This window comes from Candidatus Symbiopectobacterium sp. NZEC151, from assembly GCF_025962655.1.
GTDB lineage: Bacteria > Pseudomonadota > Gammaproteobacteria > Enterobacterales > Enterobacteriaceae > Symbiopectobacterium.
On the sequence record NZ_JAGFPE010000003.1, the window covers coordinates 436,800 to 458,448 of the forward strand.

Sequence of the window (21,649 nt, forward strand, 5' to 3'; positions counted from 1 at the left end):
ACTCCGCGCCATGCTCAGCGCCTGGCGACGGAGTCTCGGATAACCAAACGTCCTTGATGTTGGCAAGGCGGGATCGGCATGGCATCGCCTTCTGACGCCGCCACCAGGCGACCAATCGCATCCTGAATCATGGCAGCAATCGGCACATGCACCGTGGTTAAGGCGGGAGAAAAGTAGCGCCCAATCAGCATGTCATCAAACCCCGCCAACGACATATCCTGCGGCACCCGTTTTCCGGCATCGAGAAACACCTTGGCTGCGCCAATCGCCATATCATCATTGGCCGCCAGCACACAGGTGACGTCCACATTGCGCGCCAACAGCGTTTGGGCGGCGCGATAGCCGCTTTCCGGCGTCCAGTCCCCTTCCAGACGTAGCGCCTCATCATGTGCGATGCCCGCCGCCTTTAACGTATCAAGGAACCCGGCAAGCCGCTGTTCACCTGACGGGGAACCGGGCAGCCCGGCAATAAAAGCGATGCGCCTATGCCCCTGATCGAGCAGATATTGCGTCATCAGTTGGCTGCTGTGGTAATGCTCGATATAGACCGCGTGATTTTGATGATGAGGCAGCTTACGGTTAATCACGATGATCGGCGTCTCATGCTGCTCGATCAGCGTTTCCAGCGCTTCTGCCGATAAGAATTTGGGATAGACAATAATGGCTTCACAACGCAGTGCCAGCAGCATGCCGATGGCATTGCGCTCGTCCTGCGCGCTGTTTTTACCATCCGCCAGAATCAGCTGGCGCTGATGCTTTTCACTGCATGACGCCGCCTGATAGGTCATTTCGGAAAAAAACGGTCCCTGATACAGAGAGTTGGTGATCACCAAACCAATCGAGTTGGTTTTGCGGGTGGCGAGCTGGCGGGCCAGCAGGTTTGGACTGAATCCGGTTTCCTCGATGGCGCGAAACACGCGCTGCCGCATATCTTCACGTACCACGTTTTTGCCGTTAAGTACGCGAGATACCGTCGCTTTAGAGACGCCCGCCTTTTTCGCCACATCCTGTATCGTAACCATTTTTACTCCTTCCTTAGGGCGCGCGCAGTCACGGCGAGGCCATCATCAACTGTCAGTAAGGAGGCAGCACAACCGCGCTCCCCTCATTACGCGATAAGCACAAACCGCGGCATCACTGAACGGGACGATATTTATATAGGTGATTATGGATGAATATATGAAGGGGGATCAATTATCCCGATGACGCACCGTGCGCGGCACCGAACGTCCTCGGCGTCGCGCGCGGTAGCAAGATTACAGCACCAGTGACGCGTCGATCTTCACGACGGCTTTGCGCACGCGTGCAGGTTCACCCACAGCACACAGCGGCTTGTGGACTTCGCCTGGGAAGAAGACAACAAAATCACCCGGTTGCATGACAAAGGTTTTTTCCTGCTCACCGGCAGACAAAAACGCGATGTCTTTATCCGCCAACCAGTCGGTGTCAGGCGTGCCTGCCGGCAGGTTGCTGAAAGTCATGCCTTCAACGCCGTTGAGCACAATCTGAATATCCAGATATTTGGCATGGTATTCAGCGCGACGTTGTTCAAACGCTTCAGTGCTGTCATTGGAAACCAGCACAAATACGTTGTTGCCATCGACATCGTGCTTGCCCAGCGGGGTATCAGCCGTAATATTGGCTTTTACGTACTCGATCGCGTCGCGCAGTTTGGCAGGCAGATAAGGAACCAATTCAAGCTGGTGGATATTCCCGGTGATCATAGTAAATCCTCTCGTGAAAAGTAAAACGTCGTTTTAGCGAACTTTATACTCCGCCATAGGCATTCTCGCTAGTCTACAGTGGCAAAAGTGCTACCTATCCCCTTTATTTTCATTGGTCGAACGCGTAAGGTTTTCTCTAAGCAACCGATTGCCAATGCCTAAAAATGCGACTATTGCGCATAAATTAGCGCTTGAAATAGCAAATCTCGCGCGTATAATGCGCCACAATTTGCCAGGAGGAACCATGTGCGCTTGCCTCACCACATGCTGTATTTATCACGCTGCTGACCCCTTTTTTCGTCAGCGCGCCGCCTCTTTTCCGGCAATCACCGATCGTTTAAAAAAAGCCCCTCGTTGAAGGGGCTTTTTTTTGCCTGTTATACCGGGCGAACCTCGTCGGCCGACAGCGGTAGGACGAGAGAAAAATGTTTCAGGGCTAACCGTTGGGAGAAAAGCAAACATGGTCAATCCGCTTTATCAAAAACACATCATCTCGATTAACGACCTCACCCGCGAAGATTTGGAGCTGGCGTTGCAGGTAGCCGCTAGCCTGAAGGCCAAACCGCAGCCGGAGTTGTTAAAACATAAAGTGATCGCCAGCTGTTTCTTTGAGGCCTCGACGCGCACCCGGCTCTCTTTTGAGACCGCGATGCACCGTCTGGGGGCCTCCGTGGTCGGTTTTGCTGACAGCAATAACACGTCACTCGGCAAGAAGGGCGAGACGCTGGCAGATACCATTTCGGTTATCGGCCACTATGTCGATGCCATCGTGATGCGCCATCCGCAGGAAGGCGCAGCGCGTCTTGCCACCGAGTTCTCCGGTGGCATTCCGGTGCTCAACGCCGGAGACGGTGCCAACCAGCACCCGACGCAAACCCTGCTCGACCTGTTCACCATTCAGGAAACCCAGGGACGCTTGAATAACATCAATATCGCCATGGTCGGTGACCTGAAATACGGTCGCACCGTGCACTCCCTGACGCAGGCGCTGGCGAAATTCGACGGCAACCGCTTCTACTTTATCGCGCCCGACGCACTGGCGATGCCGGATTACATTCTGGCGATGCTGGAAGAGAAGAACATCACCTACAGTCTGCACACCAGCATTGAAGAGGTGGTGTCGGAGCTGGATATTCTGTACATGACCCGCGTACAGAAAGAGCGGCTGGACCCGTCCGAATACATCAATATCAAATCGCAGTTTGTGCTGCGCGCCGCCGATCTGGAAACAGCCCGCGACAACCTGAAAGTACTGCATCCGCTGCCGCGCGTGGATGAGATAACGACGGATGTCGACAGCACGCCTTACGCCTATTACTTCCAACAGGCAGGCAACGGCATCTTTGCACGTCAGGCGCTGCTGGCGCTGGTATTAAATCGCGAACTGGTTCTGTGAGAGGGGAAAGCATCATGACTCAGGATAACAAATTACAGGTTGAAGCCATCAAACGCGGCACCGTTATCGACCATATCCCGGCGCAGGTGGGCTTCAAGCTGCTGACGCTGTTCAAGCTGACCGCCACCGACCAGCGCATCACCATCGGGCTGAACCTGCCCTCCAACCATCTGGGGCGCAAGGATCTGATCAAGATTGAAAACATCTTCCTGACAGAGCAACAGGCCAACCAGTTGGCGATCTACGCCCCGCAGGCCACGGTAAACCAGATTGATGACTACGCGGTGGTACGCAAACTGGTGCCCAGCCTGCCGGAACGTATTGATGGCGTGCTGACCTGCCCGAACAGCAACTGCATCAGCCGCAGTGAGCCGGTCACGTCCTCGTTCAGCGTCAAGCAACGCGATGGCGATGCACACCTCAAGTGCAAATACTGCGAGAAAGAGTTTGAACGCCAGGCCGTGCTGGCCGACCGCTAAGCCACTGTGCGGCGCTGGTTCATCAATACCATTGCCTGCGCCGCGCTTTTCTGAATAATGGTAAGCTGTCTCCCGCCCGGCGCAGGCCCGGTGGGAATTGTCCCGTCGAAAATAGCCATGTCGAAATCCAGGAGAAGCCATGTCACGTAGCATCAGTACGGAACACGCCCCAGCCGCTATCGGCCCTTATGTACAAGGTGTCGATCTGGGCAGCATGATCATCACTTCCGGTCAGATTCCGGTAAACCCGAAAAGCGGCCTGATTGCCGAGGACATCGTCGCACAAACGCGCCAGTCTCTTGAAAACGTGCAGGCCATTGTGGAAGCGGCAGGCCTGAAAGTCGGCGACATCGTGAAAACTACGGTTTTTGTGAAAGACCTGCAAGACTTTGCCACCGTTAACGCCACTTACGAAGCCTTCTTTACTCTGCATCAGGCTCCGTTCCCGGCGCGCTCCTGCGTAGAAGTGGCGCGTCTGCCGAAAGATGTGAAGATCGAAATCGAAGCCATCGCGGTACGCCGCTAAGCGCAAGCGCTGTAGCACGGGGTAACATCGTTGCCCCTTGAGATTGCTAACAAAGCCACTTTACTTTTCGTCATCCTCGGCGTAAGCCGGGGATCTCTGGCAGAAGGAACACGTTTACTCTGTAGGAGATTCCCGCATGCGCGGGAATGACAGAGGTGGGTGTTATTGTTATTTCCCTACGTTTATTATGCTTTTTTGTTCGTAATTTGCCTTATGGCGCAGAGATAAAAAACTACTAATCAAATCAATACATTATTTTTATTTCGCTCAACGGCATTGCACACCCTTTCTACGCTGCTCGAAATTCTTTGTTCCAGGTCAATAAATCGCGAATTTCTTTTCACCCAAAACTACATATAGTGTCTATCATAATTACAGACACTACATGTAGTACTTATCCACAATATCATCCACAACCCCCCGCAGCCCTTGTCCGCTGCGGATTCCGCTTGTGGACAACTCTGAGGAACGAACGTTGAAACCAGTAGTGATTAAACGGGACGGTTGCCAGGTGCCTTTTGATGAGATGCTCATCAAGCAGGCGGTCGAACGTGCTGCGCATGCGGCAGGAGTTGATGATACAGATTACTGTGCAACCGTGGCCTGTGCGGTCGCTCAACAAATGCAAGGGAAAGCACGTGTCGATATCCGTGATATCCAGGACGCCGTCGAAAACCTGCTGATGTCTGGCCAGTATAAACAGCTTGCACGTACCTACATTGAGTACCGTCACGATCGTGATGTCGCCCGCGAACAGCGTGGCCGTTTGAATCAGGAAATTCGCGGTCTGGTTGAACAGAGCAACATGGCCCTGCTCAACGAGAACGCCAACAAAGACAGTAAAGTGATCCCCACCCAGCGCGACCTGCTGGCCGGGATCGTTGCCAAGCACTATGCCAAGCAGCATATCCTGCCGCGCGACGTGGTGCTTGCCCATGAGCGCGGTGAAATTCACTACCACGATCTGGACTACTCCCCGTTCTTCCCGATGTTCAACTGTATGCTGATCGATCTGGAAGGCATGTTGACCAAAGGGTTCAAGATGGGTAATGCGGAGATTGAGCCGCCGAAATCCATCTCAACCGCCACGGCCGTGACCGCCCAAATCATCGCGCAGGTCGCAAGCCACATTTACGGCGGCACCACCATTAACCGTATCGATGAGATTCTGGCACCGTTCGTTACCGCCAGCCATAAAAAGCACCGGGAAACCGCCGATGAGTGGCACATTCCCGATGCAGACGCCTATGCGCTGTCTCGTACCGAAAAAGAGTGCTACGACGCTTTCCAGTCGCTGGAATATGAAGTCAATACGCTGCACACCGCCAATGGTCAAACGCCGTTTGTCACCTTTGGTTTCGGCCTAGGTATCAGTTGGGAATCGCGCCTGATTCAGCAGTCCATCCTGCGCAACCGCATTGCCGGCCTGGGCAAAAACCGTAAAACCGCGGTGTTCCCCAAACTGGTGTTTGCTATCCGCGACGGTGTCAATCACAAGGCTGCCGATCCGAACTATGACATCAAGCAACTGGCACTGGATTGCGCCAGCAAGCGGATGTACCCGGATATCCTCAACTACGATCAGGTGGTTAAGGTTACCGGCTCGTTTAAAACGCCAATGGGCTGCCGCAGCTTCCTCGGGGTGTATGAGGAAGAGGGCAAGCAGATCCACGATGGCCGTAACAACCTCGGGGTAATCAGCCTCAACCTGCCACGCATCGCGCTGGAGGCCGAGCACAACGAAGAGCGCTTCTGGAACCTGCTGGATAATCGTCTGCAACTGGCGAAAAAAGCGCTGATGACGCGTATCGCTCGTTTGGAAAACGTCAAAGCTCGCGTTGCACCGATCCTGTATATGGAAGGAGCCTGCGGCGTACGTCTGAAAGCGGACGACAACGTCGCTGAAATCTTCAAAAACGGCCGGGCGTCTATTTCACTGGGCTATATCGGGGTTCATGAAACCGTTAACGCCCTGTTCGGCAACCAGACACACGTGTTCGACAATGAACAACTGCGTGAAAAGGCGGTCGCCATCGTCGCGCGCCTGAAAGCGGCAACCGAGCAGTGGAAAGAGGAAACGGGTTACGGTTTCAGCCTTTACAGTACGCCGAGTGAAAACCTGTGTGACCGTTTCTGCCGTATCGACACCGCTGAATTTGGCGTGGTACCGGGCGTAACGGATAAAGGTTACTACACCAACAGCTTCCACCTGGACGTGGAGAAGAAGGTGAATCCTTACCAGAAGATCGATTTTGAGATGCCCTACCCGCCGCTGGCAAACGGGGGCTTCATTTGCTACGGCGAGTACCCGAACCTGCAACATAACCTCAAAGCGCTGGAAGACGTCTGGGATTACAGCTACAGCCGTGTGCCCTATTACGGCACCAATACGCCGATCGATGAGTGTTACGAGTGCGGCTTCACCGGTGAGTTTGAGTGCACCAGCAAAGGCTTTACCTGTCCGAAATGCGGCAATCACGACTCCGCGCGCGTATCCGTGACGCGCCGGGTGTGCGGCTATCTGGGCAGCCCGGATGCACGTCCGTTCAACGCCGGGAAGCAGGAAGAGGTTAAACGCCGGATCAAGCACCTCGGCAATGGTCAACTGGGCTAACCAGCCCACGCCGTGCCTGACGGCCGCAGGGATGCGGCCAGCTTTGCACGTTTACCGGCGTCAACGGACGCCGGATCTCGTCTATTCAACAAACCATTACCCAGCAAACAATGCCATACCATGAATTATCATCAGTATTACCCGGTTGACGTGGTCAACGGGCCCGGCACGCGCTGTACGCTGTTTGTTTCCGGTTGCGTGCATCAATGCCCAGGTTGCTACAACAAAAGCACCTGGCGGCTCAATTCCGGCCAGCTGTTTACTCAGGCGCTGGAAGACCAGATCATTGCCGATTTACAGGATACGCAGATTCCGCGCCAGGGCTTGACGCTTTCCGGTGGCGATCCGCTCCATCCGCAAAACGTACCGGACGTGCTGCGCCTGGTGGAGCGCATTCGCGCCGAATGCCCCGGAAAAGATATCTGGATGTGGACCGGCTACCTGCTGGCTGAACTCACGCCCGAGCAACAACGGGTCGTGGCGCTCATCAACGTGTTGGTGGACGGAAAATTTGTACAGGATCTCAAGGATCCTGCGTTAATCTGGCGTGGCAGCAGCAATCAGGTCATCCACCGTTTGCGGTGACAGTCGCAGGCTTAACTGAGCAGATCCGGCGCAAGCGGCGGACTGCCCCAGGCGCGCAGTTCCTCGGCTTCGAGCACCGTCACACTGGCTTTTGGCTCCGGTGAAAAGGCGTGATTCATCAGTGCCCTCGCCACCGCTTTACCTTCGATCGCTCGCCATTTAGCAGGCAGCCACTTGAGCAGCGGAGCGGAAAAGTGTTCCAGCGGCCGTCGCGTTGCCCGCTCGCCCAACAGCAGTGAAGGGCGTACCAGCGTCAAATGCCGCCATCCTTGCTGACGTAGCGCCGCTTCCATCTCACCTTTGGTGCGCGAATAGAAAAACGGTGACGTCGCATTGGCGCTCATGGCGCTCACCGTGAGCAGGTGTGTGGCGCCCAGCGCCTTGGCCTGCGCGGCACTGTCGACCACCAGCGTATAGTCAACAAAGCGAAACGCTTGCTTGCTGCCTGCCTGTTTGCGCGTGGTTCCCAGGCAGCAAAACACAATATCGACCGGCTCATGCCATTGCGCCAGCGCAACGCGCACATCCTCATGACAAGGATTGACCAGTTTGTCCTGCGTGGGCAGCGGCCTGCGCGTGGGCGCATAGATAACCTCTACCCGGCTATTGGCTTGCAGCAGCTTCAGCAGTTCCTGCCCAATTAATCCTGTCGCGCCTAGCAGCAATACTCGACTCATGGCTCCTCCTGTTGCCAGATTCATTCAGTTATCCGTCGTTTTGTTCATCGCGGTACCAATAGCGTTTGGTGCCAAACCCCAATGTATTGTCCGTCATCTTCAAGATATCAACTCGCAAGCGCCAAACGGGTGAGGTGGCCCCTCGGGCGATGGGAAAACGCTGCGTGTAGCGCTCACGGGCCGCCACGGCGTCTTCGCCCTGAAGTGATATTGCCTGACCGCTGAACTGAACGCCTTTGATCAGCATGACGGTTTTGGGTTGGCCCGCAATGGTCCCGGCAACCTCCGGGTAGCGCAGCATCATTTCACCGTGGCGCGTCGAGGTTTCTGTCATGATGTAGAAGGCGACCTCATTTTCGTCATAAGTATAGAAGCAGCTCGCACACCATAATTCCGAATTTCCCCCTACGCATAACGTCAACACATGCAGCTTTTTCATATAGCGGGAAATAATAGACAGCTCATTTCCTTTGCTCATCAGGCTTCTCCTGGTGCTATGACACGCATCACACACCCGCGCACGTTAAAACAAAAATCAGAATATTACGCATTACCGATTCCACCGCTATATTCCCTGTGCCATGCATGATTGCACGGTAAAACCTTATCGTGGTTCGATAAGTAACTCATAGCCTCTCATAATGCGTCATGACGATGAAAAATCAACCTGTTGTAACCATTACACCGTGCGGTGATGCAAACAGGCAGCGTCATCGATGCCGAAAGCGTAGGCCGTGTATTCAGGATAAAAAGCCCGTGTGAAATCGTGCATGACGGATGCTGGTTGCCGACGGCACACTTTACACGATGCGCTGGGGGGAGAGTTTGACGTTGGTAGGATTATACGGGGACACCGGACGCACAGGAGCAATATACGCGTTTTACCTGAGCGCACAGGGTGACAGGCCGTCCCGCCAGAAGTGCGGGACGGTACAGGCAATTATTTACCCGCTGACTCCATACCCACTAATCCGACTTTCAGATAGCCCGCCTTACGCAAGGTATCCATAACTCGCATCATGGTTTCATAGTCCACGGTTTTATCTGCCTGGAAGAAGATGGTGGTCTCTTTGTTGGCACTCGTTTGTTCATCCAACAGCGTGGTGAGCCCGGTCTCGCTCACCGCAATATCACCCACATACAGCTGTTTGTCCGCTTTCACCGTCAAATAGACCGGCTTTTCCGGACGGGGTTGCGGCACCGCAGTGGATGCCGGCAAGTCGACACGAATATCGACGGTCGCCAGCGGCGCTGCCACCATAAAGATGATCAACAGCACCAGCATCACGTCAATGAACGGCGTGACGTTGATGTCATGCATCTCGTTGTCACTGCTCGTATCATCGTGCAAATGCATCGCCATAACTTAACCCACCCGCAGTTTTTGATTAGCTGCGGTCAAACGGTTACCGTTACTCGCGGCCACATCCAAATCGCGGCTCACCAGCAGCAGCACCTGTGCCGCCACATCACCCATCAGCGCTTTATAGCTGCCAATCCCGCGAGCGAACACGTTATAAATCACCACCGCCGGGATGGCGGCGACCAGACCAACCGCGGTGGCCAACAGGGCCTCGGCGATCCCCGGCGCGACCACGGCCAGATTGGTGGTTTGCGTTTGTGCGATGCCGATAAAGCTGTTCATGATGCCCCAGACCGTACCGAACAGCCCGACGAAGGGTGCCACCGCCCCGACCGTTGCCAAATAGCCGTTACCGCGCCCCATATGGCGACCGGCAGCCGCCACGCGGCGCTCCAGACGGAAAGCGGTACGCTCTTTGATGCCATTATTGTCATCAGAACGGGCAGAAAGGGTTAATTCATTTTGCGCATCGGCCAGCAATATCGCCGCGGTGCTGTCGGCTTTGAAGGCCTCAACGACATCCGCAGCGTCATCTAAGGTGCGTGCCTGTTCCAACGCCGCGTATTCGCGACGCAGGCGACGTTTGGCACCCAGCAGTTCGACGCTTTTACCAAAGAAGATCGCCCAGGTAATCACGGAAGCTAGCAGCAAACCGATCATCACGGATTTCACCACCAGATCCGCATGCTGATACATGCCCCAGACGGAAAGATCGGTTTTCATGATATTGCCTGCACTGCCTTGCGGCAGAGCCAACGGCGATGCAGGCACCGCAGCAGCCCCTGCGACAGCGGATTCAGCCGCCAAAGGCGTCGATGCCGTAGCGGCAGCCTGTGGTGCGCTGGCGGCAGCGGCGTTGGCAACAGGCGTAGAGGCCGGTGCCGCAAACGCATTTCCACTTAGTCCTGCTGACGTGACCAGCCCCGCCGTTAAAACCAGAGCCGTCAACATGCTACGGGAAAATGCGCTGAACGCGCCGCGTTGTGTAAGCCAGGCGGGCAATGCCTGGGAAAAAATATGACCGACAGCCGTTTTCACGCTGTGCCTCCACCTATACCAATGAATAGTACAACACCAATGAATAGTGCAACGAATCGACGGGAAATGATATCAAACTGAGCACGAATTGATAGTAGTTCTCATTAGTATTTATGCTTTTTGAGCACAAAAAACCCTAATATCCATAAGGTGAAACACTGATTTGGCATGACGCCTTCGCGGGTCTGCCAATTTGCCAGCCCAGGAACAACAAAAGTCGCGTTCTGTGATCGACTTTGAGTTATTACACCATTGTTGAGTAAACATCGATAAGTTGTCTTACAGGAAAGACCTTATCAGAAATAATTAATGGCACTAAAAACAATACTATAGACATTCAAATGACACGTAAGAAATCAATTACCATCAATTGTTTCATTCAGTTACCTATATTGCGCTTTTGTGATACGAGTCATTCCGCAAAGTGGTATAATAGGTTAGTTTACCCTTGAATATGAGGGGAAATTATTTTGACTTAATTTTCTAATTCTCTTCATTACGCACCGGGTTTTATTTATAGAACAATAATAGTCGTACCACGAATATATCCTCGAGACTTCTGGAGACCCGAATGAAGCTATCCAAAACACTGATAGGCATCTGCCTAAGCTCCGCCACGCTGTTTATGAGTTATTCAGCCAGCGCATTGCAAATCAAAGCATCCGATGTTCACCCCGAAGGCTATCCCAATGTGGTAGCCGTACAAAAAATGGGAGAGAAATTAAAGGCCGCCACGGATGGAAAACTGGAAATAAAAACCTTTCCAGGCGGGGTATTAGGCGATGAGAAGCAAATGATTGAGCAGGCGCAACTGGGTGCCATCGATATTATTCGCGTCTCCATGACCCCGGTTGCTGCCATTTTGCCAGAAATCGAAGTGTTTACCCTGCCCTATATTTTCCGTGATGAAGATCATATGCACAAAGTGCTGGACGGGAAAATTGGTCAGGAAATTGGTGACAAGATTACCAATAACAGTAAATCCAAGCTGGTGTTCCTTGGCTGGATGGATGCCGGTACGCGCAACCTGATCACCAAAGCCCCGGTCGCCAAACCGGAAGACCTCAAAGGCATGAAGATTCGGGTACAGAGCAGCCCGGTCGCGCTGGCCACGCTGAAAGCCATGGGAGCGAACTCTATCGCCATGGGAACCAGTGAAGTGTTCAGCGGTATGCAAACCGGTGTCATCGATGGCACGGAAAACAATCCGCCCACCTTCGTCGCGCACAACTACATGCCGGTCGCCAAAAACTTTACCTGGAGCCGTCATTTTATTATTCCTGAGCTGTTCCTCTATTCAAAAACCAAATGGGATAAACTCACTAAAGATCAACAGGAATTGATTCTTAAATTAGCCAAAGAAGCGCAAATGGAACAGCGTGAATTGTGGAATGCCTATAACCAGCAGTCATTGGATAAAATGAAGGCCGGCGGCGTGAATTTCTACGACATTGATACCGATTACTATTACAAAGCGACACAACCGGTACGCGATCAGTTTGGTGCGAAATACCAGGATCTGATCAAGGCTGTGGCAGACGTGAAATAGTCTACCGTTAATAATGCGGGCTGGTTTAGCACTGGCCCGCCCATTATCCCTAATAGCATAAGTTACCCCGGCAGACATTATTACGTTGCACAGTCTGAGTTTTGTCATGGGCTAAAGGCGCGGACGATATCCCAATAATGGCACAGGATAATGGCGCAGGGTGGTACAGGTGGAAGCAATGGGTCGTATTTATATTTCTGCAATGGATATTCTCTATCTGATTGCCATGTGGGTTTCCGGGCTAACGTTATTGGTCATGACACTGATCATTCCGGTTGGCATTTTCGCACGCTATGTCTTGAACTCCGCACTCTCCTGGCCGGAGCCGGTTGCCATTATCTGCATGGTAACCTTTACCTTTGTCGGTGCCGCCGTCAGTTACCGCGCCTGTTCGCATATTGCCGTGAGCATGGTGACCGATCGTCTGCCTGAGAGCGGCAAGCGCGTGTGCAGTTTTCTTACCAACATGCTGATGCTACTGATCAGCGGATTTATCCTCTATTACAGCACGCAACTTTGCATCGAACTGTGGGAACAGCCCGTGGCTGAGTTTCCGATACTGACAGCCGGCGAGACCTATCTGCCGCTGCCGATCGGCTCTTTGATCACACTGCTGTTTATTGTCGAAAGAATATGCTTTGGTCCGCAGGATAAACGTCCTGTCGTGATGCTGGGCAGCGCTTAATCCGGAGGCATTACCATGGATGCATTTATTTTAGTTGCCGCGCTGGCGGTGCTGCTCGCCGTTGGCGTACCCGTGGCCTACGCCGTGGGTCTTAGCGCCATTGTCGGTGCGTTCTGGATCGATCTGCCGCTTGAAGCGGTGATGATCCAGATAACCAATGGGGTGAACAAATTCTCCCTGTTAGCCATTCCGTTCTTTATTCTGGCCGGTGCCATCATGGCGGAAGGCGGTATTGCCCGCCGGTTGGTGAACTTCGCCTATATTTTTGTTGGCTTTATTCGTGGCGGCCTGTCGCTGGTGAACATTGTGGCCTCCACCTTCTTTGGTGCCATCTCAGGTTCCTCGGTTGCCGACACCGCCTCCATCGGCTCAGTGATGATTCCTGAAATGGAGAAAAAAGGGTATCCGCGTGATTTTGCCGCCGCCGTGACCGCCAGCGGTTCGGTACAGGCCATCCTCACGCCGCCTAGCCATAACTCGGTCATCTACTCGCTGGCCACAGGTGGCACGGTATCCATCGCCTCACTGTTTATCGCCGGTATCATGCCAGGCCTGCTGCTGAGCTTTACCATTATGGTGATGTGCGTGGGCTTTGCCCATAAACGCGGCTATCCCAAAGGCGAGCGGGTGCCTTTCAAACAGGCGCTTAAAATCTTTGTTGATACGCTGTGGGGCCTGATGACCGTGGTCATCATCATGGGCGGGATTCTTTCGGGGATCTTCACCGCCACCGAATCTGCGGCTATCGCCTGCGTGTGGTCCTTCTTCGTCACCATGTTTATCTACAGAGACTACACCTGGGCGGAGCTGCCGAAGCTGATGTACCGCACGGTAAAAACCGTCACCATCGTGATGATCCTGATCGGTTTTGCTGCGGCTTTCGGTGCCATCATGACCTACATGCAGTTACCGAGTCGCATTACCGAATTCTTCACGTCTATCTCGGATAACAAGTACGTCATTCTGATGTGGATCAACATCATGTTGCTGTTGGTCGGCACGCTGATGGATATGGCCCCGCTGATCCTGATCCTGACGCCGGTACTGTTACCTGTCGCCATTTCACTCGGGGTCGATCCGGTGCATTTCGGCATGATCATGCTGGTTAACCTGGGGATTGGTTTGATCACACCGCCAGTTGGCTCTGTGTTATTTGTCGCCAGTGCCGTGAGCAAACAGAAAATAGAGCAGGTGGTGAAGGCGATGGTGCCCTTCTACTGCGGCCTATTCTTCGTCTTGATGCTGGTCACCTATATTCCCGCCATTTCCCTGTGGCTGCCCAAGCTTTTCGGCGTTCATACCGGGTAACGCCGCCTCAATTCCGCCAGCCCTTCGTGCGAGACGGGCTGGCACTTCCCTGCTTTCTCCAGCATGACATCATTTCTGCCTCCTCAAAAACAGTGACTCTGACCGTTTTTCTCCCAGATGAAAAAAACGCAATCCCTCTCTTCTTCACACCATGCTAACGTAACCGCTTCCATTCTCTTTGGTGAAACAGACATGAGCAGCAAGAAAACAGCAACGACGCTGGTCTCAGCAGGACGCAGCAAAAAATACACTCAGGGATCGGTCAACAGCGTTATCCAACGCGCCTCATCGCTGATTTTTGAGACGGTTGCCGACAAGAAACAGGCCACCCTCAACCGGGCCAAAGGGGGCCTGTTTTACGGACGTCGCGGCACCCTGACCCACTTCTCATTGCAGGAAGCGATGACGGAGCTGGAAGGCGGCGCGGGCTGTGCGCTCTATCCGTGCGGCGCAGCGGCAATCTCTAATGCGATCCTCTCCTTTGTTTCAAGCGGTGATCATGTGCTGGTGACCGGTTCCGTCTACGAACCGACCCAGGCGTTCTGCGATAACGTGCTGAGCAAATTCAATGTCTCTACCCGCTACTTTGATCCGCTTATCGGTGCGGGTATTGCTGACCTGATTCAGGAAAACACCAAAGTGGTGTTCCTCGAATCTCCCGGTTCCATCACCATGGAAGTGCACGATGTGCCAGCCATCGTCAGCGCAGTGCGCCGCGTTAACCCCGATATCGTGATCATCATGGATAACACCTGGGCGGCGGGCATTCTGTTCAAAGCGCTTGAGTTCGATATCGATATCTCCGTGCAGTCCGGGACCAAATATATTGTCGGCCACTCCGATGCCATGCTGGGCACCGCCGTTGCCAACGCTCGCTGCTGGGATCAGTTGCGTGAGCACTCCTATCTGATGGGGCAGATGGTCGATGCCGACACCGCTTACGTCGCCAGCCGCGGTCTGCGCACCCTCGGGGTTCGCCTCAAGCAGCATCAGGAGAGCAGCCTGCGCATCGCCCACTGGCTCGCTGAACGGCCAGAAGTGGCGGTCGTCAACCACCCGGCGCTACCGAGCTGTAAAGGGCATGAGTTTTATCTCCGTGATTTCACCGGATGTAACGGATTGTTCTCCTTTGTGCTAAAGCAAAAGCTGAGCAAGGAGCAACTGTCCGACTATCTGGACAATTTTGCGCATTTCAGCATGGCCTATTCCTGGGGCGGTTTCGAATCCCTGATCCTGGCGAATCAGCCGGAGGATCTGGCCTCGATTCGTCCCGCTGGCGGCATCGATTTCACCGGCACACTTATTCGGTTACATATCGGGCTTGAAGACTGTGATGATCTGATCGATGATTTGACAGCCGGATTCAACAGAATTCACAAAGTGTGACGGCGATATCCCTTGATATGGCTGCGGTGGTGTGTGTAAAGCGTGTATGATGAACGGAATAAGTAAGACAAAAAAACCGCTTTACACGAATAACAGAGCTTATGTCTGTCGCCGAAAGGTGTTCGTATTGGCGACACTAAGATCTTGGCCCTACGCTATTGCTTAGCGACACAGATTGATCCGTTCGACGTTTGTGCGAGCAGGGTTGTACTTTGGGCCCCTACACCTGGCAGGAAGTAATATGAGTGTGGTTCACGACATCATTCAGGCGCTGTGGCAGCAAGATTTCAGTGCGTTGGCCGACCCCAATGTTATCTGGGTTATCTACGGCATTCTTTTCACGACCTTATTTCTGGAAAATGGCTTGCTGCCGGCATCGTTTCTGCCGGGTGACAGTCTGCTACTGCTCACTGGGGCCATGATCGCCAAAGGCGTGATGAGCTTCGTGCCCACCATGTTACTGCTTACCATCGCGGCCAGTCTCGGCTGTTGGCTCAGTTACCTGCAAGGTCGCTGGCTAGGGGATACACGCCTCGTAAAAGGGTGGCTGCTGCAACTGCCAGCACACTATCACCAACGCGCCTACCATATGTTCCATCGTCATGGGCTGGTGGCATTGTTAGTGGGCCGCTTCCTGGCCTTTATCCGCACCCTGTTGCCAACCATGGCAGGCATTTCTGGCCTCAACAGCCTGCGTTTTCAGATATTTAACTGGCTGAGCGGTTTCCTGTGGGTGTTTGGTATTGTCACACTGGGCTATGCCATTAGCCATGTACCCCTGGTCAAGCGTTATGAAGACCAGGTCATGACCGCCCTGATCATTCTTCCCATTGTGTTACTGATCAGTGGATTGATTGGCATGCTGGTGATGTTGTGGCACAGAAGGCGCTCCGCCGCCTAACGCAGGACCTCTCCAGGCTCTTTCAACGGTACCCGCTACCCTCTGATTTTCTTGATGTTACGTGCAAGAAAAGCAGGTACCGTTACCTCTCCTCACCGCTTTGCTGCTATTTTCGGCTAGACTTAACCGACATGTCCTGTCCATTACGAACAGGGTTGAAGGGATACCATTCATCACCGTATCCGGTGGCTGAACACTAACCGAGCCCTTGCCGACCTCGGCAGGGAGGATTCTCGAATAAAGGAGAATGACATGACGACGCAACCCATGATCAAACTGGCCGACGGCAACATCATGCCGCAGCTCGGCCTGGGCGTGTGGCAAGCGACACACGAACAAACAGTGGCCGCGGTGACCGATGCGCTACACACCGGCTACCGGGCCATTGATACCGCCGCGATTTACAAAAATGAAGCAGGCGTCGGAGAGGCGTTACGGTCCAGCACGCTGCCCCGCGATCAGCTGTTTATCACCACCAAACTGTGGAATACCGATCAGTCCGATCCGCAAAAAGCGCTGGAAGAGAGCTTGCAAAAGCTGCGGCTGGATTTTGTCGATCTCTATCTGATCCACTGGCCAGTGCCGGATCAGGATACCTATGTTGACGCCTGGCGCGGCCTGCTGCGTTTGCAGGAGCAGGGGCTGGTAAAAAGCATTGGCGTGAGCAATTTTCATCCACACCATCTACAACGCCTTAAAGCAGAAACCGGCGTATTCCCAGTCATTAATCAGGTTGAGCTACACCCTCTGTTCCAGCAGCGCCAATTACACGCCTGGAATGCCACGCACCAGATTCAAACCGAGTCGTGGAGTCCGCTGGCACAAGGGGGAGAAGGGGTATTCGAGCAACCGCTGATCCGTCAGCTCGCGCTGAAATACGGCAAAACGCCCGCACAGATTGTGATCCGCTGGCACCTGGATTCTGGTCTGGTGGTGATCCCCAAATCCGTTACCCCGACGCGCATCCGAGAAAATTTCGATGTGTTTGATTTCCGTCTCGACAAAGACGAACTGGGCGAGATCGCCAAGCTGGATGCGGGTAAACGGCTGGGACCAGACCCGGATGTGCCACGCACCACGTTTCCCACCAAAGATTAAACGCGCTTCCGCCACTGCCGGTGGCGGAAATTCTTTTTTTCCATGGCACTCGCCTTTCCCCCGAAGATTCCTATCAAATAACAATCAGAATTTTCCCCAACGTTAACAGAAACCAAACAACCACTCCGCATCCGTTGATCGGGTATAAGCCCTACTCCATGCTTCATGGCGCAGTTCAGGCGTTCGTGTAATACCCAAAACCCTATGAATGATGGAGATGTTACCGATGAAAAATGCAATCAAATATCTGCTCTTGGCGAGCATATTGAGCCTTACCGCAGGCGTTAACGCGCACATAGGCAACGATCGGATGTATTTCAACGACCCGGCAACAGGTCCGGACGAGGGCTCAGCAGAGTGGGTACGCTGCCAGGCTCGCGACGGTTGTCAATAATCTGACGAGACAGTCAGCCTCAACGGCAATGAGGCTGGCTGAAATACGGCTTCAATCCGATATCTGTATTTCGTAGATATCACTGCGACAGTAAATTTCACAATATTCGAGCAAACCATTTTGCCCATTGTAGGTATGCTGGCGATAAAACAGCAGCGGCATGCCTGGCTGAATGTTTAACAAACGCGCGGTTTCAGCCTGACAGGCAATCGCCTTGATGCGCACCTTCTTTTTCGCCGGGAGAATCCCACGCTCCGCCCAGTATTGATAGAGCGAGTGCTCCAGAATCTCCGGTGCGGGCAACAGCGCCAGCGGGATCCATGTGGTTTCCAGCGACACAGGTTCACCGTTGATCAACCGCACTCGCCGTAGTTTGGTCACCCGCTCACCTTTCAAGGCAGGAACGCTGTTAGCAACCTCGTCCGGCAACAGCGTGGTGGTACGCTCCAGCCAGCGATTACCGGCAACACCTCCGGATTGCAACACCAGCTTGGTGAACCCGGCTTCTTCGTCATCCAGCGAATAGTCAAGGTGCTGGCTGATACGCGTTCCGACGCCCTGCTGGCGAACAATCAATCCCTTTTCTTCCAACAACGCCAAAGCGCGAGAGACCGTAACGCGAGAAATGTCCAACTGCTGCGCAATCGCGCGTTCAGCGGGAAAGAATTGCCCTGCCAGCGCTTTGTTCTGGTTGATGCCTTGCTCCAAAACCATCGCTAATTGCATATAGCGCGGTGCTGTAGAGGGTTGCTCAAGTGTGTGCCTGACCCAACGAAATAGCTCCTGCATAGTACGGCCTTATAGTGTTTTTTTGCGCCACGGGTAGCATCCCCCCGACAGGTGTCAGCATGGCAGGGGCACATTACCACGAGACAAGACTCAGGACTGGTATTGGTATCTCAATGGCATTTAATTGGACTTGATTTTGTACTGTGGATTGTATACATTAAATACAGACGTGCCAACACCAGGGGGTCATTTAGTTGACCACAAAGTAGCGTCTCACGACACAGATCACAATAATGTCCTTGTTATTTAAGTAGATCGTGCGATGAGAACAGCGCTCAGAGCAGAAAATGTGAACTGAGCAGGTATGCCAGCCGTTGTTTCAATGGCATACGAAAGGACTTTTAGCAATACCAGGAAAATACGTAGCAAAAATGTCGTGCAGTGAAGAATATCATTAGAAATACAGCCCATTAACATGAAATGGCATAAAGACAACACACAGCAATAAGCAGTACTTAGTGCCAGACACCTTAGGCACATAACAACACCTTTAACAGTCGTTTTATTTTGTCACTCGGTATCACTCGTTTCACCCACGCATGAACTGAGAAAAGGGGCGGTCATTCTATTTTGGCAGCCCCTTTATTTTTTCCTCACCAGCGCCACGCGCACTCCTCACACCACAGCTCAACAAACGCATTAAATTACTGTCTGTCCTGCCGTTCCGCTGCTATGTTTTAACATCGGACTCTCTTCGGCATGGCTGCCGTTATCAATCATCACTGCATGCCTGCCCTTTCCGCCACCCGCTTCATTAAGGCCAACAAGGAGCCGCCGTCATGGGTGAAACACAGCAGAATAAGACTTGGCAAGTTGAAAATACAGGAATTGATATTGTTCCTGCTGCGGAGCGCACAGGAAAACCGTTAGAACTGTTCTGGATTTGGTGTGCTGCGAATATTGGTATTCTTGGCATCGTTTATGGTGCCATTATCGTCTCGTTCGGATTATCGTTTATTCAGTCGCTGCTCGCCGCCATTGTGGGCGTCGCCAGCTTCGCACTGGTCGGATACACCTCGTTTGCCGGGCAAACAGGCCGCACCGCCACATTGACCTTGTCGCGTGCGGTGTTTGGCCTGAAGGGCAATATCGCCCCTACGGCTTTTGGCTGGTTTACCCTGATGGGCTGGGAAGCCGTCAACCTGACCACCGGCACGCTGACGCTGGTAGCCCTGTTTGAAGCCATCGGTTTTACCAGCAGCCCCACGCTGACCGCCATCTGCCTGATCCTGTTTGGCGGCCTGACCATTGTGGTGAGTATTCTGGGGCAAAACACCCTGATCCTGATGCAAAGCTGGATCACCAAAATCTTCGGCACCATGACGCTTATCGTCGTCGCGTATATCTTGTTCAACACCCCGTGGGGAGTGGTGCTGGCGATGCCTTCCGGCAGTTGGCTGACAGGCTTCCTGCCCGCAGTATCCGTGATTGCGGCAGGCACCGGGGTTGGCTGGGCCATCGCCGGGGCGGACTACAGCCGCTATCAAAGCCCCACGACGACGCGCGGTAGCGTCTTTTTTGCCGTGGTCGGCGGCTCGGCGTTACCGCTCGTTCTGCTGATGCTGGCAGGCATTTTACTGTCCGCCCAGCTACCGGAGTTAACCAGTTCGGCTAACCCTATCGCGCTTATCGGGACGGTGTTGCCGCCGTGGATGTCAGTGCCCTACCTGCTGACTGCCACGGCGGGTATCGTTACTATCGCGGTGCTCAGCCTCTATTCCGCCAGCCTGAACCTGCTGGCTATCGGCGTAAAACTGCGCCAGTCGGTGGCGGTTTCTCTGGATGCCGTGCTGGTGGTGGGCGTTGCTGTCTACGTCCTGTTTGTCTCGCAGGATTTTCTTTCGCCGTTTATCTCGTTTCTGATCTTTTGTGGTCTGTTTCTCGGCCCGTGGTCTGCGGTGTTTATTCTGGACTATATCTGCCTGCGCCAGCACCACGGCTACGATAACGATGCGCTGTTTGCCGTCAATGGCAAGAATAGCGGCATACGCTGGGTGCCGTTACTGTGCTGGCTGTTGGGCGCGTTTGCCGGGCTGATGGTGACCAGGACTGGCTTTATCGATGGCCCGTGGGCAACCGGTATCTTTGAAAACTCCAGCCTTGGGCTGTTCCTCTCCTTCGGCGTCAGCGGCGTGACGTATGGCCTCTATGTCATGCTACAGCCCAAGGAGAACCACTAATGCATGAAGAGAAAACGCTCCAACCCGTGCTGGTGATCGGCGGTGCTTGCGGCGATATGCTGCTGGGCGTTCCACGCATGCCGCTCAGTGGCGAAGACGTGGAAGCCAAAGACAACGGGCTGCAAATCGGCGGTTGTGCCTTTAACGTAGCGCGCGCACTCACCCGCCTTGGCGCGTCGGTGCTCAACGGCATGCCGGTGGGCAACGGCACCTGGGGTAATGCGGTGGAAACCGCCATGAAAGCACTGCATCTGCCGGTGCTGATGCGCCATACCGATATGGACAATGGCTGGTGCTTGGCGCTGGCGGAGCCGGGCGGCGAACGCACGTTTATCAGTATCACTGGCTGTGAGGCCCACATCACCACTTCCATGCTGCACCACCTGCAACCCACCGCCGATACGCTGATTTATGTGAATGGCTACGAGTTGTTTGGTACTGGCGGTGCCGCCCTGCGCGCCTGGGTTCTGGCGCAACCCCAGCAAAAGCTGATCGATTTCGGCCCTCGCTTACCGGGTATCCCGCCCGGCTTTATCACTGCGCTGTTTGGCAGTCGCACGCTATTGACGCTAAACCGTGACGAGGCGCGGCACCTGCTGGGCGAAGGCGATATCATCGCGCTGGCACAGCAGTACGCCGCGCGCAGCGGACTCACGTTAATTTGTCGACTGGATAAGGAAGGGGCATGGATTTGCCCACCGGACGCCGCGCCGCAAGCCGTGGCGCCGTATCCGGTCACAGTGGTAGACAGCATTGGTGCGGGCGATGCGCACTGTAGCGGGTTGCTGGCGGGCCTTTCTGCGGGCTGGCCGCTGACGCAGGCGGTCGATTTGGCTAATCGCGTTGCCGCCTGCATGGTTGCCGTTCAAGGCTCGTCACAGCCTCCCGACTGGAATACGCTAGACGACTATTTCCCCGACGCCGCTCCGCTGCCCGCCTTCCCCACGCGCTAAGCCG

21 protein-coding genes are annotated in these 21,649 nt (G+C 54.0%); 13 read left to right on the plus strand and 8 right to left on the minus strand.

Annotated features, from left to right (window positions below; all coding sequences use genetic code 11):
* Positions 1 to 14: 14 nt before the first annotated feature.
* Together J5067_RS12730 and J5067_RS12735 are read right to left on the minus strand one after the other, a co-directional pair.
* Positions 15 to 1,022: a LacI family DNA-binding transcriptional regulator gene (locus J5067_RS12730; protein ID WP_264651255.1), complete on the minus strand. Its 1,008-nt coding sequence runs from the start codon at positions 1,020 to 1,022 to the stop codon at positions 15 to 17.
* Between the two features lie 234 nt (positions 1,023 to 1,256).
* Positions 1,257 to 1,724: a YhcH/YjgK/YiaL family protein gene (locus tag J5067_RS12735; RefSeq protein ID WP_264643905.1), complete on the minus strand. Its 468-nt coding sequence runs from the start codon at positions 1,722 to 1,724 to the stop codon at positions 1,257 to 1,259.
* Positions 1,725 to 2,184: 460 nt separating this feature from the next.
* Here J5067_RS12735 and pyrB point away from each other — a divergent pair, with 460 nt between their 5' ends.
* A complete protein-coding gene (gene pyrB / locus J5067_RS12740) occupies positions 2,185 to 3,120 on the plus strand; it encodes an aspartate carbamoyltransferase (protein WP_264643904.1) in 936 nt (311 codons plus the stop codon).
* 14 nt (positions 3,121 to 3,134) lie between these two features.
* Positions 3,135 to 3,599 carry an aspartate carbamoyltransferase regulatory subunit gene (gene pyrI / locus J5067_RS12745; protein ID WP_195314358.1) on the plus strand — a complete coding sequence of 155 codons (465 nt, stop codon included), beginning with the start codon at positions 3,135 to 3,137 and terminating at the stop codon, positions 3,597 to 3,599.
* On the opposite strand, the gene J5067_RS12750 is transcribed toward pyrI, so the two are convergent.
* Complete coding sequence (locus J5067_RS12750) at positions 3,596 to 3,718, minus strand: hypothetical protein (protein WP_264651256.1); 123 nt, start codon at positions 3,716 to 3,718, stop codon at positions 3,596 to 3,598. The two genes, pyrI and J5067_RS12750, sit on opposite strands and share 4 nt — an antisense overlap.
* A gap of 20 nt (positions 3,719 to 3,738) precedes the next feature.
* Here J5067_RS12750 and ridA point away from each other — a divergent pair, with 20 nt between their 5' ends.
* From ridA to nrdG, 3 genes are all read left to right on the plus strand, one after another.
* A complete protein-coding gene (gene ridA, locus J5067_RS12755) occupies positions 3,739 to 4,125 on the plus strand; it encodes a 2-iminobutanoate/2-iminopropanoate deaminase (RefSeq protein ID WP_264651257.1) in 387 nt (128 codons plus the stop codon).
* Positions 4,126 to 4,600: 475 nt separating this feature from the next.
* Positions 4,601 to 6,739 carry an anaerobic ribonucleoside-triphosphate reductase gene (gene nrdD, locus J5067_RS12760; RefSeq protein WP_264643901.1) on the plus strand — a complete coding sequence of 713 codons (2,139 nt, stop codon included), beginning with the start codon at positions 4,601 to 4,603 and terminating at the stop codon, positions 6,737 to 6,739.
* Between the two features lie 120 nt (positions 6,740 to 6,859).
* On the plus strand, positions 6,860 to 7,324 hold the full coding sequence (nrdG, locus tag J5067_RS12765; RefSeq protein ID WP_264651258.1) for an anaerobic ribonucleoside-triphosphate reductase-activating protein: 465 nt from the start codon (positions 6,860 to 6,862) through the stop codon (positions 7,322 to 7,324).
* 11 nt (positions 7,325 to 7,335) lie between these two features.
* Here the strand turns inward: nrdG and J5067_RS12770 are convergent, their stop codons facing one another.
* The 4 genes from J5067_RS12770 to exbB form a co-directional block, all read right to left on the minus strand.
* Entirely contained in the window at positions 7,336 to 8,001 is a 666-nt protein-coding gene (locus J5067_RS12770; protein ID WP_264651259.1) for an NAD(P)H-binding protein, read from the minus strand.
* A 28-nt stretch (positions 8,002 to 8,029) separates the two neighbouring features.
* Positions 8,030 to 8,479: a YhbP family protein gene (locus J5067_RS12775; RefSeq protein WP_264643898.1), complete on the minus strand. Its 450-nt coding sequence runs from the start codon at positions 8,477 to 8,479 to the stop codon at positions 8,030 to 8,032.
* 462 nt (positions 8,480 to 8,941) lie between these two features.
* Positions 8,942 to 9,364, minus strand: a complete 423-nt coding sequence (gene exbD, locus J5067_RS12780) for a TonB system transport protein ExbD (RefSeq protein ID WP_264643897.1) — start codon at positions 9,362 to 9,364, stop codon at positions 8,942 to 8,944.
* 3 nt (positions 9,365 to 9,367) lie between these two features.
* Positions 9,368 to 10,402: a tol-pal system-associated acyl-CoA thioesterase gene (gene exbB / locus J5067_RS12785; RefSeq protein ID WP_264651260.1), complete on the minus strand. Its 1,035-nt coding sequence runs from the start codon at positions 10,400 to 10,402 to the stop codon at positions 9,368 to 9,370.
* Between the two features lie 571 nt (positions 10,403 to 10,973).
* On the opposite strand from exbB, the gene J5067_RS12790 reads away from it, so the two are divergent.
* The 6 genes from J5067_RS12790 (at position 10,974) to dkgA (ending at position 17,329) form a co-directional block, all read left to right on the plus strand.
* Positions 10,974 to 11,951, plus strand: a complete 978-nt coding sequence (locus J5067_RS12790) for a TRAP transporter substrate-binding protein (RefSeq protein ID WP_264628106.1) — start codon at positions 10,974 to 10,976, stop codon at positions 11,949 to 11,951.
* A 178-nt stretch (positions 11,952 to 12,129) separates the two neighbouring features.
* Positions 12,130 to 12,636 carry a TRAP transporter small permease gene (locus tag J5067_RS12795; RefSeq protein WP_264651261.1) on the plus strand — a complete coding sequence of 169 codons (507 nt, stop codon included), beginning with the start codon at positions 12,130 to 12,132 and terminating at the stop codon, positions 12,634 to 12,636.
* Positions 12,637 to 12,651: 15 nt separating this feature from the next.
* Positions 12,652 to 13,944 (plus strand): TRAP transporter large permease, encoded by a 1,293-nt coding sequence (locus J5067_RS12800; protein ID WP_264651262.1) that lies wholly within the window; start codon positions 12,652 to 12,654, stop codon positions 13,942 to 13,944.
* A gap of 192 nt (positions 13,945 to 14,136) precedes the next feature.
* Positions 14,137 to 15,330 (plus strand): cystathionine beta-lyase, encoded by a 1,194-nt coding sequence (gene metC, locus J5067_RS12805; RefSeq protein ID WP_264651263.1) that lies wholly within the window; start codon positions 14,137 to 14,139, stop codon positions 15,328 to 15,330.
* A gap of 241 nt (positions 15,331 to 15,571) precedes the next feature.
* Entirely contained in the window at positions 15,572 to 16,231 is a 660-nt protein-coding gene (locus tag J5067_RS12810) for a DedA family protein (protein WP_264643892.1), read from the plus strand.
* A gap of 252 nt (positions 16,232 to 16,483) precedes the next feature.
* Positions 16,484 to 17,329, plus strand: coding sequence for a 2,5-didehydrogluconate reductase DkgA (gene dkgA / locus J5067_RS12815; RefSeq protein ID WP_264651264.1), 846 nt, complete (start codon positions 16,484 to 16,486; stop codon positions 17,327 to 17,329).
* A 445-nt stretch (positions 17,330 to 17,774) separates the two neighbouring features.
* Here the strand turns inward: dkgA and J5067_RS12820 are convergent, their stop codons facing one another.
* Complete coding sequence (locus tag J5067_RS12820; protein ID WP_264643890.1) at positions 17,775 to 18,512, minus strand: GntR family transcriptional regulator; 738 nt, start codon at positions 18,510 to 18,512, stop codon at positions 17,775 to 17,777.
* Between the two features lie 779 nt (positions 18,513 to 19,291).
* On the opposite strand from J5067_RS12820, the gene J5067_RS12825 reads away from it, so the two are divergent.
* Both J5067_RS12825 and J5067_RS12830 read left to right on the plus strand, forming a co-directional pair.
* Complete coding sequence (locus J5067_RS12825) at positions 19,292 to 20,692, plus strand: cytosine permease (RefSeq protein WP_264651265.1); 1,401 nt, start codon at positions 19,292 to 19,294, stop codon at positions 20,690 to 20,692.
* Complete coding sequence (locus tag J5067_RS12830) at positions 20,692 to 21,645, plus strand: PfkB family carbohydrate kinase (RefSeq protein ID WP_264651266.1); 954 nt, start codon at positions 20,692 to 20,694, stop codon at positions 21,643 to 21,645. Before J5067_RS12825 ends, J5067_RS12830 begins: the two co-directional genes overlap by 1 nt.
* The last annotated feature ends 4 nt before the right edge of the window (positions 21,646 to 21,649 follow it).

Bases quoted from the DNA above. Each gene is read 5' to 3' on its own strand.
- J5067_RS12730 (WP_264651255.1), bottom strand. From the start codon at position 1,022: ATGGTTACGATACAGGATGTGGCGAAAAAGGCGGGCGTCTCTAAAGCG.
- J5067_RS12735 (WP_264643905.1), bottom strand. From the start codon at position 1,724: ATGATCACCGGGAATATCCACCAGCTTGAATTGGTTCCTTATCTGCCT.
- pyrB (WP_264643904.1), top strand. From the start codon at position 2,185: ATGGTCAATCCGCTTTATCAAAAACACATCATCTCGATTAACGACCTC.
- pyrI (WP_195314358.1), top strand. From the start codon at position 3,135: ATGACTCAGGATAACAAATTACAGGTTGAAGCCATCAAACGCGGCACC.
- J5067_RS12750 (WP_264651256.1), bottom strand. From the start codon at position 3,718: ATGGCTATTTTCGACGGGACAATTCCCACCGGGCCTGCGCCGGGCGGG.
- ridA (WP_264651257.1), top strand. From the start codon at position 3,739: ATGTCACGTAGCATCAGTACGGAACACGCCCCAGCCGCTATCGGCCCT.
- nrdG (WP_264651258.1), top strand. From the start codon at position 6,860: ATGAATTATCATCAGTATTACCCGGTTGACGTGGTCAACGGGCCCGGC.
- J5067_RS12770 (WP_264651259.1), bottom strand. From the start codon at position 8,001: ATGAGTCGAGTATTGCTGCTAGGCGCGACAGGATTAATTGGGCAGGAA.
- J5067_RS12775 (WP_264643898.1), bottom strand. From the start codon at position 8,479: ATGAGCAAAGGAAATGAGCTGTCTATTATTTCCCGCTATATGAAAAAG.
- exbD (WP_264643897.1), bottom strand. From the start codon at position 9,364: ATGGCGATGCATTTGCACGATGATACGAGCAGTGACAACGAGATGCAT.
- J5067_RS12790 (WP_264628106.1), top strand. From the start codon at position 10,974: ATGAAGCTATCCAAAACACTGATAGGCATCTGCCTAAGCTCCGCCACG.
- J5067_RS12795 (WP_264651261.1), top strand. From the start codon at position 12,130: ATGGGTCGTATTTATATTTCTGCAATGGATATTCTCTATCTGATTGCC.
- J5067_RS12800 (WP_264651262.1), top strand. From the start codon at position 12,652: ATGGATGCATTTATTTTAGTTGCCGCGCTGGCGGTGCTGCTCGCCGTT.
- metC (WP_264651263.1), top strand. From the start codon at position 14,137: ATGAGCAGCAAGAAAACAGCAACGACGCTGGTCTCAGCAGGACGCAGC.
- J5067_RS12810 (WP_264643892.1), top strand. From the start codon at position 15,572: ATGAGTGTGGTTCACGACATCATTCAGGCGCTGTGGCAGCAAGATTTC.
- dkgA (WP_264651264.1), top strand. From the start codon at position 16,484: ATGACGACGCAACCCATGATCAAACTGGCCGACGGCAACATCATGCCG.
- J5067_RS12820 (WP_264643890.1), bottom strand. From the start codon at position 18,512: ATGCAGGAGCTATTTCGTTGGGTCAGGCACACACTTGAGCAACCCTCT.
- J5067_RS12825 (WP_264651265.1), top strand. From the start codon at position 19,292: ATGGGTGAAACACAGCAGAATAAGACTTGGCAAGTTGAAAATACAGGA.
- J5067_RS12830 (WP_264651266.1), top strand. From the start codon at position 20,692: ATGCATGAAGAGAAAACGCTCCAACCCGTGCTGGTGATCGGCGGTGCT.